The 12,229-nt window shown below is 60.6% G+C and carries 13 protein-coding genes; 6 read left to right on the top strand and 7 right to left on the bottom strand.

Translation table 11 applies throughout. The features are described 5' to 3' along the window. Positions 1 to 8 precede the first annotated feature (8 nt). The 5 genes from ARUE_RS12445 to ARUE_RS12425 are packed head-to-tail and all read right to left on the bottom strand — an operon-like array spanning position 9 to position 3,683. Entirely contained in the window at positions 9 to 302 is a 294-nt protein-coding gene (locus tag ARUE_RS12445) for an acyl carrier protein (RefSeq protein ID WP_011775013.1), read from the bottom strand. A gap of 13 nt (positions 303 to 315) precedes the next feature. After that, positions 316 to 1,062 carry a 3-oxoacyl-ACP reductase FabG gene (fabG, locus tag ARUE_RS12440; protein ID WP_014922011.1) on the bottom strand — a complete coding sequence of 249 codons (747 nt, stop codon included), beginning with the start codon at positions 1,060 to 1,062 and terminating at the stop codon, positions 316 to 318. Further along, a complete protein-coding gene (locus ARUE_RS12435; RefSeq protein WP_286140379.1) occupies positions 1,043 to 1,912 on the bottom strand; it encodes an ACP S-malonyltransferase in 870 nt (289 codons plus the stop codon). Before ARUE_RS12435 ends, fabG begins: the two co-directional genes overlap by 20 nt. 44 nt (positions 1,913 to 1,956) lie before the next feature. Then, the gene (locus ARUE_RS12430) at positions 1,957 to 2,835 is read right to left on the bottom strand and encodes an ABC transporter permease (protein WP_011775010.1); all 879 of its coding nucleotides are present in this window, start codon (positions 2,833 to 2,835) and stop codon (positions 1,957 to 1,959) included. Further along, positions 2,832 to 3,683, bottom strand: a complete 852-nt coding sequence (locus ARUE_RS12425; RefSeq protein WP_238324311.1) for an ABC transporter ATP-binding protein — start codon at positions 3,681 to 3,683, stop codon at positions 2,832 to 2,834. The genes ARUE_RS12430 and ARUE_RS12425 overlap by 4 nt, the downstream gene beginning before the upstream one ends. A gap of 1,163 nt (positions 3,684 to 4,846) precedes the next feature. On the opposite strand from ARUE_RS12425, the gene ARUE_RS12420 reads away from it, so the two are divergent. Continuing rightward, entirely contained in the window at positions 4,847 to 5,821 is a 975-nt protein-coding gene (locus ARUE_RS12420) for a dienelactone hydrolase family protein (RefSeq protein ID WP_043470344.1), read from the top strand. A gap of 5 nt (positions 5,822 to 5,826) precedes the next feature. Here ARUE_RS12420 and ARUE_RS12415 read toward each other — a convergent pair whose 3' ends face one another. After that, positions 5,827 to 6,915 carry a PDDEXK nuclease domain-containing protein gene (locus ARUE_RS12415; protein ID WP_043470341.1) on the bottom strand — a complete coding sequence of 363 codons (1,089 nt, stop codon included), beginning with the start codon at positions 6,913 to 6,915 and terminating at the stop codon, positions 5,827 to 5,829. A gap of 60 nt (positions 6,916 to 6,975) precedes the next feature. On the opposite strand from ARUE_RS12415, the gene ARUE_RS12410 reads away from it, so the two are divergent. Together ARUE_RS12410 and ARUE_RS12405 are read left to right on the top strand one after the other, a co-directional pair. Next, on the top strand, positions 6,976 to 7,383 hold the full coding sequence (locus tag ARUE_RS12410; protein WP_014922006.1) for a DNA alkylation repair protein: 408 nt from the start codon (positions 6,976 to 6,978) through the stop codon (positions 7,381 to 7,383). A 152-nt stretch (positions 7,384 to 7,535) separates the two neighbouring features. Next, the gene (locus ARUE_RS12405) at positions 7,536 to 9,038 is read left to right on the top strand and encodes an FAD-dependent oxidoreductase (RefSeq protein WP_014922005.1); all 1,503 of its coding nucleotides are present in this window, start codon (positions 7,536 to 7,538) and stop codon (positions 9,036 to 9,038) included. Here the strand turns inward: ARUE_RS12405 and ARUE_RS12400 are convergent. Further along, the gene (locus ARUE_RS12400; protein ID WP_014922004.1) at positions 9,035 to 10,018 is read right to left on the bottom strand and encodes a hypothetical protein; all 984 of its coding nucleotides are present in this window, start codon (positions 10,016 to 10,018) and stop codon (positions 9,035 to 9,037) included. The two genes, ARUE_RS12405 and ARUE_RS12400, sit on opposite strands and share 4 nt — an antisense overlap. 96 nt (positions 10,019 to 10,114) lie before the next feature. Between ARUE_RS12400 and ARUE_RS12395 the strand changes: the two genes are divergently transcribed. The 3 genes from ARUE_RS12395 to ARUE_RS12385 are packed head-to-tail and all read left to right on the top strand — an operon-like array spanning position 10,115 to position 12,187. Then, positions 10,115 to 10,603, top strand: a complete 489-nt coding sequence (locus ARUE_RS12395) for a DedA family protein (protein ID WP_011775003.1) — start codon at positions 10,115 to 10,117, stop codon at positions 10,601 to 10,603. Positions 10,604 to 10,634: 31 nt separating this feature from the next. Continuing rightward, positions 10,635 to 11,438 carry a thioesterase family protein gene (locus ARUE_RS12390; protein WP_014922003.1) on the top strand — a complete coding sequence of 268 codons (804 nt, stop codon included), beginning with the start codon at positions 10,635 to 10,637 and terminating at the stop codon, positions 11,436 to 11,438. Next, positions 11,438 to 12,187 carry a lipoate--protein ligase family protein gene (locus ARUE_RS12385; protein ID WP_014922002.1) on the top strand — a complete coding sequence of 250 codons (750 nt, stop codon included), beginning with the start codon at positions 11,438 to 11,440 and terminating at the stop codon, positions 12,185 to 12,187. Before ARUE_RS12390 ends, ARUE_RS12385 begins: the two co-directional genes overlap by 1 nt. The last annotated feature ends 42 nt before the right edge of the window (positions 12,188 to 12,229 follow it).

Below are 12,229 nucleotides of genomic sequence, written 5' to 3'. Positions count from 1 at the left end.
CCCCGCCCCTAGTCGTCGTCGCTGTTGGCAGCGATGAAATCGGCAATCTTGTTGATTGACCCGAAAACTGTCCGGTCTTCGTCGGTGATGTAGACACCAAACTCTTCTTCAACCAAGCTCACGATTTCGAGGGTGTCCAGACTGTCGAGTTCGAGTCCTCGCCCAAAGAGCGGTTGGTCGTCTTCGATCTGGTCACCAGTAATGGGTAGTTCCAAACCTTCGGACAGGAGGTTTTTCAGGCGGGCGTTGAGTTCGGTCCTCTTCCGCGCGGAGGACAGAGTGGCTTCGTGAATGTCGTTCATTGGGAGTTCTCCTTCAGGAGGTCAGGCCGCCGTCGACTGCGAGGACCTGGCCGGTGATGTACGAGCTTTGGTGTCCTATGAGAAATGCCACTGCCGCAGCGATCTCGTGGGGTTCGCCGATTCGTTGCAGCGGGATGTGCTGCGTGTATTCGCGGCGTGCTTTGGCATCCATCTGTTTGAGCATGTCGGTATTCGTGAATCCGGGTGCCACAGCGTTGACCCTGATGCCGAAGGAAGCCATTTCCTTGGCCATGGATTGGGTCAGGGCGTTGATTCCGCCTTTGGTGGCGCTGTAGTTGGCTTGACCGGGCTGTCCGCTGATACCCGACGTGGAGCTGATCAGCACGATTGAGCCGCCTGTTTTCCTCAACGCCTTGACGCTCTCACGGCAGACAAGGAATGCGCCGGTCAGGTTTGTGCTGATGACGCGGTCCCAGTTGTTCAATGACATCGTTGCCAGGAGACCGTCGGCGGTGATCCCGGAACTGTAAACAACGGAGCGGATGCGTCCGAAGTCCTTGAGAACCGCACGGAAGGCCGCCCGGACGTCGGCTTCGACCGACACGTCGACACGGACGGCCAGGGCCTTACGTCCCAATTCCTGTATGGCTTCAACTGTTCTTGCAGCGCCCTCGTCGTCTTGCCGGTAAAAGATCACGATGTCGTGACCGGATGCGGCAAGTTCCAGGGCACAGGCTTTGCCGATGCCTCGGGATGCGCCCACCACCAATGTGATGGGGCTATGTTCGACGTCCAACATACGTGTCCTCCACGATCTGAACTGTTTGAGTTTGGTTCCGTCTGAGACGGGAAAGTGATTTGGCTGTGCCCAGGTAAACCCAGGTCCCGAAGCTGTCCGCAGCTTCAAGGACCTGGTCCCACCGGACCGTTTGCCTGATGCCGACGTAGAGTTCGTTGGAGACTTCCATGGCGGTGTCCAGCCGGCCGGGTGAGGTGCAGCCCAGCATGGGTATGTCTCCAGCACGGAAGGGCGCGCGGCTCAGTAGTTCCTGCCATTCGGCCATCACCGGTTCCATCAGGCGGGAGTGGAAAGCGTGGCTGACGTTGAGCTGGGTTGATTTGGCGCCGAAGTGTTTCCGGGCGTCCTCAATGTCATCGACGGGACCGGAGAGAACTACCTGACGTTCGCCGTTGACTGCGGCTACGTCCAGACCGAACGTAGCCGCGGAGGTGATGAGCCCATGTCGTTGGTCTTCTCCACGGACAGCGACTGCCAACATCGAACCCTGCCCCGGTGCCGAAGCCATCAAATGACCACGCCGCCTGGCCAGTTTGATGCCGTCCGCCAATGGTATGTATCCACCGGCAATGGCCGCTGAGAGCGCCCCGATGCTGTGTCCGGCTACGGCGTGGGCCAGGTTGCCGCCCACTTGGGTCCACACCCTCCAAGCGGCGATGCTGGCTGCGACGAGCGCCACTTGGGTGTTCTCGGTCTTCCCCAGTTGCTCCGGTGACGAATCCCAGGCGAGCTCCCGGACATCCAGACCGAGCGCATCGGAGCATTCATCAAAGACTTCGTCGGCCTCCGCGTAGTTCCTTGTCAGGGTCCTGCCCATTCCCGGGCGTTGGCTGCCTTGGCCCGGAAACATTGCGACGGTAGACTCGAGGCCTCCCCACGGGTCCTCGTTGCCGGTCACCGTATGCGCCGACCGATTCGCCAGGAACCCAGAGCGATGAAGACGGCAACCATTCCAAGCAGAACAGAGATCGCCAGCGTGTTCGTCACGGCGAGATCCCCGACCGAAGCTGTGATGCCGTAAAAAGTCTGGACTGCGTCAACGGCCTGGTCCTGGTTGTCTGTCAGCGCTTCAAGTGCCTGCGATGTGTACGGCTGCCTGATCAACATGGCTGATTGCGCGAAGGGGAGTGAGTTCAGAACATTAACCACCCCGGAAGGCAGGGTTCCGGCCGGGATGTAAGCGCCGGCAAGGAATCCGATAATGGTTCCCACGATCGTGCTCAAAGCTGAGAAGGCGGTGCTGGACTTGATGAAGGTGACCACGAAGCTGGACAGCGCCGCAAACGCAGCAGATGACACCAGGACCACGGCGGCGCACTGTCCGAGCTGGGCCCAGGTCATCAACGGTTCACCGCGGAAGAGGATGTACAGCTGACCCACGAGGATCACTATCGCCGTCATGATCACGGAGATGACGAAGCTGGCGATCAAGTATCCGAGGATCATGTTCGTCCGCCTGATGGGGGAGACGAGGAAGTCTCGGAAACGGCCCGTTGACGCATCGTCAACGAAGACGTTGAGGGCGGCCAGCCCGGTGGTGAGCGTGGTAATCATAGTGATGCCCGCAAAGACCCACGCATTGACGAATGCGTTGATTTCCGCGCTGCTTGCATCAGGGAATTTTGCCTGCAGGTTGTCTACTTGCAGGTTGCCGAGGAACAGGGCGTAAAGGGCGATGAGAATCAGCGCGGAGAGCAGGGAGAAGAACACGCCGGCTCTGTCGCGGAAGAAGATCATCAGGTTACGGCCACTGAGAATCATGACGCTGTTCACGGTTCGCTCCTCTTGGATGTCAGGGCAAGGAATACGTCATCCATGCGTCCGTGGCGGAACTCGAAGTCGTGGACTCGTTCTGCGCCCACATTGAGCAGGTGCCGGGCCTGCTTCGAGTTGTCTACTTCAACTCGATAGACATCGTTATCGAGTGTCCAGTTCAGATCGGCGGTCTTGCAGTACTCCGTGAGGAATGCGTGGTCATCCGTGGTGACGGTCAGGATGCTGTTGCTGTGTTGTTCACGCAACTGCGACGGTGTGCCCTGGGCGACCAGCTTTCCGGAGTCGATGATGGAGACCTGGTCCGCCACCTCGGTTTCTTCCATGTAGTGGGTCGTGAGGAAAACGGTCAGACCGTCGTCGTCGCGAAGCTTGTGAATGGTCTGCCAGACTTGCTCCCGGCTCTGCGGGTCCAAGCCGGCTGTCGGCTCGTCAAGGAAAAGGATCTCAGGCCGGTGGATGAGAGCCCGGGCGATGTCAGCCCGGCGCTTCTGGCCGCCGGATAGGCGCCCGTAGTAGGGCTTCTCAAGGAATGATTCGAGGCCGATGAGGCTGGCGAGTTCACCGATGCGCTGAGTTCGTTCGGACCTCGAGAGCCCATAGAAACCTGCTCGGATGTCGAGGTTTTGCCGGACCGAGAGTGTCGGATCGAGCAGCGACTGCTGGAAAACGACGCCAATTTTCCGTCGGATCTCGTCGTCGTTCTTACCGACCGTGAGACCAGCGACCTGAATGCTTCCGCTGTCGAATCCGAGAGTGGTGGTGATGCAACCGATGGTTGTGGATTTGCCGGCACCGTTGGTTCCCAGGAAAGCGAAAATTGATGCGCGCTCTACTTCCAGCGACAAATCCTGAACGGCATGTAACGAGCCGTATCTCTTGTTAAGGTCTCTGATTTTAATGACGTTACTGGTCACGCATAGCCCCACCTGTGTGCCTTGAAACAGGTCTGCGGGGCAACAAATGTCGTCCCCATTCGACAAAGTAACCACAACGTACCCGATGGATTCGCACCCTGCAAACCGGAGCATTGTGGCTATCGGATCGAGTCATCCGCGGTTCGTGAGCGCCTCCAGTCCGCTGCCTTGCGCGCGGGTCATAGAGCCGGAACTAGTTGTTTAGTGCAAATGAGCTAAGGGCGCGTAGTTCCACAGGCACTCCGCTCGCGTTGCATCTTCCAACTGCGGATTTCCAGAAAATGACACGGAAAAGACCAATTCTGTGTTATCGACATGTTTGTGCATTAGCGGATGTCATCTGCTGCTGTATTCGGTTGGGGAAACCCTCCGTGTGGCAGGTTCCAGGCGCGCATCAAGCGGCCTATGCAGGGAGATGGTCACCGTGCCTGCGCGGGTCATCATTGGCTCAGCGCTTACGGATGCCATGCAGTGGTGCCATCCAATTAATTTCTGGTTGCGGTGTGAGGCGAGATCTCAATCAAATTACTGAGAAGCGTAGGCTCCAATCAGTCAATTGCATGACAATCAGTGAAAATATTTAGAAGCAGGACTTTGCAATTAGGATTCACCATTTCATACGGTTAGCTGCTGAGAATATGCGTCCACGACTAAGGCCGATCGGGCGCGGGTTGGAAGGGCTCTGAAAGTGCTCGGTCATGCGGTGCAATGGACGGGACCGAAGACGTCATAATCGCAGCCTTAAGATGCGCCTTATGAGGTGAAAACCGGCTCCAGGAACGGTTCCGCAATCGATCTGCTGCATGATCCTCTGTCAACAGGACGTCTCATCAAGCCCTATTCCGTTCCTGGCGTGGTTTGTTTCGATACTTTCGGGCTACTAAATGGTGGCCGTTGCATGAACAGCAGATGCCGGGACGTGGGGAAGGTAAACACAGCTCATATAGGGGATTTTCGTGACGGGGCATCTCCGTGACAAGCGCCAACTCTTCGTTAGGCGGTTTCAACCGGGGGGCTCGTGGCTCTGAACCGTCTCACCCTTGTCCGCGTCTTCATTTGAGGGGAGCATAAGTGCCATCTTCGGGAGGTTGACCGTGACTCAGCTGGGTAAGTTCGAAAAGTACTTGATTGAAGAGTTCTACGATGACTACCGGTCGGGGGATATGTCGCACAAGACATTCACCAGACGGGTGGCGTTCATCATGGGCAGTATGACCGCGGCTGCGGCAGCCATGACTTTGGTGGGCTGTACTCCTGACGAAGTGCCACGGACCACCGATCCGATGCCCATACCCTCGACCACTTCTGCTGCAGCATCTCCGGGGACGGCCACCACGGCGGTTCCCAATGCCAAGAGTCCTTTGTCCGTTCCAGAAGGCGCGGCGGGTCTGGTTACTGCCACAGTGAAGTTCGACTCCGGGGGGACGGAAATCAGCGGTTACCTTGCCCGGCCTGAGGAAAGCCAGAGGGGCCCCGGAGCCCTGGTCTGCCACGAAAACCGAGGGCTCACACCGCACATCCAGGACGTCGCCCGGCGCTTCGCCAAGGAAGGGTACGTGGCGCTGGCACTGGATCTGCTGAGCAGGGAAGGCGGCACAACGAATATGGATCCGGACGCTGTCCCTGGCGCTCTTACGCAGGCAGGCGCCCAAAGGCACGTGGACGATTTCAAAGCCGCCTTCGAGTACCTCAACGGCCAGGAATTCGTCGAAGAAGGCCGGATCGCGATGGTTGGCTTCTGCTTCGGCGGTGGGATCACATGGCAGGCTTCCACGGAAATCCCGGGACTCAAAGCAACCTCGGCCTTTTACGGTCCCGCACCGGACTTGGCCAAGGTGTCCGGAATCAAGCCGGCAGTATTTGGTGTGTATGCCGAAAACGACGCACGCATCACCGGAGCGATGCCCCAACTTCAGGAAGCATTGGACGCTTCAACGGTCAAGCACCAGCTCAAGGTGTACCCGGGCGTGGACCACGCGTTCCACAACGACACAGGTGAGCGCTACGTGGAGGCCCAGGCAACAGCAGCGTGGAACGACACCCTGACGTGGTTCAAGGACAACGTCTAAACCCCTTAGCCCTGTAGCCGCGCAGCCTCACTTGCCAACTCCGCTTCCAAGGTCTCGATACTCGGCAGGCTCGCCACCAGCTCATCGGGCAAGGAGTCGGCAAGGGAAGTTTTCCACTCCGCGATGCCCACGGGAGCGTTAAACCCGCGCAGTGCATACTCCGCTACCACGCTGTTCTTCTCCTTGCACAACAGCAGGCCGATGGTGGGTTTGTCGTCAGGGTGGGCCATGAGATCGTCCACGGCGGCCATGTACATGCCAAGTTGCCCGAGGAATCCAGGCTCGAACTTGACGGCCTTGAGCTCAATCACCATGTAGCAGCGCAATTTCAGGTGGTAGAAGAGCAGGTCCGCGAAGAACTCGTCCCCCGCAATCTCCAACCGCACTTGCTCACCAACAAAGGCGAAACCTTGGCCCAGCTCCAACAGGAATTTCTCCACATGCTTCACCAGCTGCAACTCCAGGTCCCGTTCTGTGTGCCGATCACTCATGGACAGAAAGTCAAAGACGTAGGGGTCCTTGGTTGCCTGCTGCGCGAGGTCCGAATCCGCAGCGACCATTGTGGCGGCAAAGTTGGTGATGGCCTGCCCTGATCGCTCGTGCAAGCGCGTTGAAATCTGGTGCGTCAGCACGTTGCGCGACCATCCGTGCTGGGCAGCCGCCGCGGCGTACCAAAGTCGCGTGGCGGCGTCGTCGAGCTTTTCCAGCAGTGCGATCTGGTGGTACCAAGGCAATGTTGCAAGCGGCGCTTGCAACATGGGGAAGTCCGGCCATGCTTGGGCGAAGCTCTTCATGTACCTCAGGTTTCTGGGGGAGAAACCCTTCGCTTCCGGGAACCGTGTCCGGATGTCGGCGGACAATCGGGTGACTACTTTGGCGCCCCAACCTTGCTCGGATTCACGGTCGGCGAGCTGCCGGCCGATGCTCCAGTAGGAATTCAACAGCTCGCTGTTTGCGGCTGCCAGCGCCCGGGTCCTGCCGACGCGGACCTCCTGAGCCACCGTGTTGAGCAAGGTGGGATACCAGTCGGGCATGGACGAAGCAGCGGGGACGCCAGGAAATGAGGCCTCGGTGGCGAGCTCTTGGGACGGCATGTTGCTCCTGTCGGTTGCTGTTGTCATCACGCTAGGGGGAGTCACTGACAAAATAGACGGGTGAGTGAAGCCGGTGAATTCGTGGACCACACCTTGCAGATGGAATCCACGTGGGAGAAAGCTGCGGAGGCCAGTGAGCGCCTGGGCGGGAGCCTGAAGGTGTACGGGGCATCGGTGGGGGCCGTGCGGGGAACGGTGCGGGACGCACTGAAGCGGTACAAGAATCTGGACCACGACGACGTTACTGCCTTGAGCTCGGAGCTGTGGGCCGAGCCGATCTTTGAACGGCGGCTTGCGGCGGTGGTTCTGCTGCAGAGCAAAGTAAGCGTCCTGCTTAACACTGACCTCACCCGTATTGAAGGCTTCATGAGGCAGGCCGGCACCCCGGGAGCTGGTAGACCCGCTCGCCAAAGATGTCGTTCGCCCGCTCATGGCGCAACTGGCGGGGCTCGCGAAGGAACGCGCTGAACGCGTCCTGGAGCGCTGGGCTGACGATCCTGACCCCGAACTTCGGTATGCAGCGGCGCTGGCGACAAGCACCGACACCCCTTGATAAGCACCAGCGACCCGCCTAGCGTTTCCCTCAACACATGCCAGTGAATTGAGAGGCAGATTGTTCGATGAAGTCGCTATGGTTGGACCGCACATCTCATTTCACGCCCGACGCAATCCCCGATGAGAAGCACTTTGACACGATTGTGGTGGGCGCCGGCCTCACCGGAATGGTGGCAGCGTTGCTCTTGTCCCGGTCCGGGCAGCGCGTGGTGGTCTTTGAAGCACGGACTCTCGGTGCGGTGACCACCGGCAACACCACCGGGAAGCTCAGCCTCCTCCAAGGTGGAGCGCTTTCGGCCTTGCGCGGCCAGTATCCCCTTAAGGTGGTGCAGGCCTACGTGGAAGCCAACAAGACGGGACAAGCCTGGCTCACGCAGTACATGGAGCAGCAAGGCGTCCCCTTTCAGCGCAGGACCGCGGTCACCTTCGCAACCACCGACGACGGCGGCCAGCGGCTCCGGAAAGAGGCCGCAGTTTCGCGGGACGCGGGTTTGGATGTCCATTTCAGCCGTGATCCCGGATTGCCGTTCCCGGTAGTGGAGGCGCTGGAGCTGGAAGACCAAGCGCAGATCCACCCCATGGATGTCCTTGAGACCCTGGCCAGCGATATCCGGGAACACGGCGGGCTGATTGTGGAGGGGGTGCAGGTTCAGAATGTGGGCTCTGAGCAGCCCTTGGAGGTCTCCACCCGCAAAGGCACGTTCACGGCAGACACCGTAGTGCTTGCCACGGGAACACCGATTTTAGACCGTGGGCTGTACTTCGCCAAGTTGGAACCCAACCGTTCGTATGCGGCGGCCCTGCGCGTTCCGGGCAGCATTCCGCAAGGCATGTACCTGTCCATTGACGCGCCTACCCGCTCCCAGCGGACCCATCCCACCACGGACGGCGAGCTGCTCTTGGTGGGCGGTTACGGGCATACGGCCGGCCGCGCAACCTCGCCGAAGTCGCACCTCGATGACCTGCTCGGATGGGCAACCCAGCATTACCCCGGAGCAGAGGTCACCCACACGTGGTCAGCGCAGGACTACCAGGCCACCAACCTGATGCCGTTCTTCGGCAAGCTTCCCCGCGGCCACGGACGGATCTTCTTCGGCACGGGCTACAACAAGTGGGGGATGAGCAACGGCGTGGCGGCCGCCCTGTCCGTCACCTCGGATATCCTGGGCGGCCAGTCCGACTGGGCGAGCGTCATTCATCACCGGGTTACTTCGCCCTTGGGCGCGCTCCAGGCTGTTCGCCTCAACGCGGGTACCACCAAACGGATGGTCGAGGACAGGGTGAGAATCAAGGCAAACCCTGAAATCACAGATCAGACCCGTCCCGCAGAAGGAGCCGGCGTGGTGGGGCTGTATAAGGGTGAACCAGCGGCAGTGTCCACTGTGGACGGCAACGTCTGCATGGTTTCGGCGAGCTGCGCGCACCTGGGTGGAATTGTGAGCTGGAACGACGCCGAAAAGTCGTGGGACTGTCCCTTGCACGGTTCGCGTTTCACGCCGGAGGGAAAGTACCTTGAAGGACCCGCGACGCATCACCTGCAAAAGTCGCCGGTCAAGAAGAAGGATTAGCTGAGCCGATCGACGCGCCGTTGGGCTTGGTCCGCGGCGCGGCGCTCCTGTGTGGCTGCCCTGACCGCGAGCTTCTTGGCCGATTCGGCGGACTCCACGTCACGGGTAATACCGATGAGTTCGGCTTCAAGGGCGGCCAGATGCTTCTTTGCTTCCTCGATCTCTGATGTGAGGTTTGTTCGGCGGTCGGCCAGTTCTTTGACGGCGCCCCACGCTTTGGACGCTGCTTCGTCTGCTTCCTTGGCCGCTTGCTCGGCTGCCTCGAATTCGCTGCGGGCCTCTTTCAGTGCGGCCTGTTGCTTGGCTGCGCGTCGGTCCGCCAGGGACGTGGCTTCATCCTTGCGTGTCTTCGTTTTCGGCGGGGACGATTCCCGGGCCGTTGCAGAGGACGCCTTCTTTGTGGTCCTCCCAGGCGTTGGTTGGGCGGCCTTTTCGCTTGAGTTCGCCGTTTCTTCGGGGCCCGCCTCGTCCTCAGGACCTGCCGCAGCGATGGCAGCTGTAAGGTCCACTGCCTCGAAGCCGCTGCCACTGAGCCCCCGCACCAGCCTGCCCGTTCCTACGGCGGCAGCGGCCCCGGCGTCGGCCATGGCTGCCCTGAGTGTCTGCTCAACGTCGGCCGCCGCGGCTGCACTGATTGGAGCTCCCATTTCGGAAGCGAGGTCCTTGGCTGCATTCACGGCGGTTGTCAGTTGGCCTTGGCGTTGCTGCCCGAGTTCACGGAACGCTGCCGCGTCGCCCTGCTCTTGGGCGGTCCGAAGCGAAACGCCAAAGCGTACGACGCCGTCAATCACCTCGGGCTTGTGAACGGCCAGCATGTTGATGGCCCATGCACCGGCGGCCGGCTTGGGCAGGCTGCCGATCTCTTTGGCCAGGTCTTTGTGGCCGGCATCCTTCGCTTTGCGAACCTGCGCGGCTCGTTCTGCCGTGAAATCACGAGGTGTTACGGCGTACAGCTCCTGGGCGGCGTCGCGGAGGTCCATGGACTTATCCTAGGGTTTCCACTGGCTCGGGGTTCGCCATGGCCGTCGAGGGGACCGAGTCTTCACCGGCGTGATGCTTAGGGTAGCCTAAGTCGAGTGGATCAGATCATGAGTTTGCCTTTCGGCGTCGCACTCGCGGCGCTCTTCGCGATTGTCATGATCCGCGTCAATGTCACCTACTGGATCGGGCGGGGAGCCGTTGCCGGATTCGCGCACACCCGCTTCGGTGGTTCTTTGGAACGACCCAAAGCAGCCCGGGCCCAGGCCTTGATTCAGCGCTGGGGACCGTACGCCGTCGTTCTCGCCTTCCTGACCATTGGCCTCCAAACGGCCATCAACCTTGCGGCCGGTGCTGCCCGCATGCCGCTCCGACGTTACTTGCCCGCGGCGGTGGCGGGTTCTGTCATCTGGGCATTGCTCTACGCCACCATTGGTCTGGCTGCTCTGGAGGCGTGGTTGGCGGTAGCAGCGGCATCACCGATCGGGGCTGCGGTGGGAGTCGCGGCCCTGGTGGCCGTCGTTGTCTGGGTTGTCGTGTTCCAACGGCGTCGGGCGAAGGCCAAATCAGCGGATACAGTGGTCTGAGTTCTACAGCTGGATCGGCGAAAGGCCTGGGTTGACTACTGCATTACCGGAACTGGCAGACGGCGATTTTTACTACGAATCCCTGGGCGAGGGCCGCTACCGGTCCACCATCCACGCCCAAGGCGCGTGGAATCCCCACGAACAACACATGGCTCCAGCCTCGGGCATCATCGCCGATGCCCTGGTCCGCCATGAACCACGGAACGATGTCCGCCTGGCGCGGATCAGCTACGAAATCCTCGGGCTGATTCCCGGCGGGGATTTCCAGGTCACCACCTCGACACTCAGGCCGGGACGAACCATTGAACTTATCCAGGCAGAGCTTTCAGCGGGAGGCCGTGTGGCCATCCGTGCTGCCGCCTGGCGCATGGTCACCAGTGACACCAGCGCCGTATCCGCAGTGGAAGACGAGCCCATGCCGGCCCCGGACGAATGCAAGCCGTGGGATGGCGCAAGTGTGTGGCCCGGGGGTTACATTCGCTCCTTGGAGATGCGACTCGCGGAGGGACACCGCCCCGGATCAGGGAAGGTGTGGATACGGACGTCCCACCCGCTGACCGACCAGGACGACAGCACTGAGCTTGCCCGCCTGATGGGCTTGGTGGATACCGCGAACGGCATAGCGGCCCGCGTTCCCCCGGGTGAAAACAGCTACATTTTTCCTAACGTCGATCTTCAGATCCACATGTATCGCGCTCCGTCGGGTGAATGGTTGGGGCTGGACAATAAGGTCTCCTTCGGAGCCGACGGCATAGGCCTGACATCCACCGTGCTTCATGATGTCCACGGACCCTTCGGCCGGGCTGAACAGATCCTGACGTTGAGGAAGAGTTGATGAGCGACTCGGAAGCAGGGCCGCGCTGGCTAACGGTTTACCGCCAGAAAGAAACCATGGGCGCGGCGGGAGACCTTGATTTCGCTCTGGAGCTTCTCCAGCGTGCCCGCAACGGAAATCTCGGCCCGTGTCTGCGCCTGTACCGTCCCCAGCCTACGGTTGCTTTCGGTCAACGCGACGCGAATTTGCCTGGTTTTCACGCAGCCGAGGAAGCGTGCCGGGAGCTCGGTTTCGAGCCACTCATCCGGAAGGCCGGGGGCCGCGCCGCGGCATATCACCAAGGAACCTTGGTGATCGATCATATTGAGCCGCACCCGGACGCGATAGTACGCGCCAAAGCCCGTTTCGCGGAATTTGGTGAGCTCCTGGCCGGCGCGCTTCGCAGCGTCGGCGTCCACGCCGCAGTAGGCGAAATTCCAGGGGAGTACTGCCCGGGGGAGTTCAGTGTCCACGGCGAAGACCCCGATTTCCCTGCCCACAGCATAAAGCTCATCGGCACGGCCCAGCGTGTGGTCTCCGGAGGGTGGCTTTTCAGCTCAGTGATCGTGGTGGAGGACTCCAAGCCCATCCGCGACGTCCTGACGGCGAGTTATGCCGCGCTCGGTCTCGAGTGGGACACCGCGACTGCCGGTGCCGCGAATGACCTGCTGCCGCATCTGGATGTCACTACTGTGGAGGATGCCGTGATTGAGGCTTACCGTGGCTACGCAGACATCGTCGACGGCGACTTCCGGACTCTGCTGGGCTAGTCGCCACAGCTCCGTTGAGCGTGTAGGTGCCCGGGTTTAGTC

It is taken from the genome of Arthrobacter sp. Rue61a (assembly GCF_000294695.2).
In the GTDB taxonomy this organism is placed as follows: Bacteria; Actinomycetota; Actinomycetes; order Actinomycetales; family Micrococcaceae; genus Arthrobacter; species Arthrobacter aurescens_A.
The sequence above is the reverse complement of the archived record's forward strand: the minus strand, read 5'-3'. Positions and strand labels throughout refer to the sequence as shown.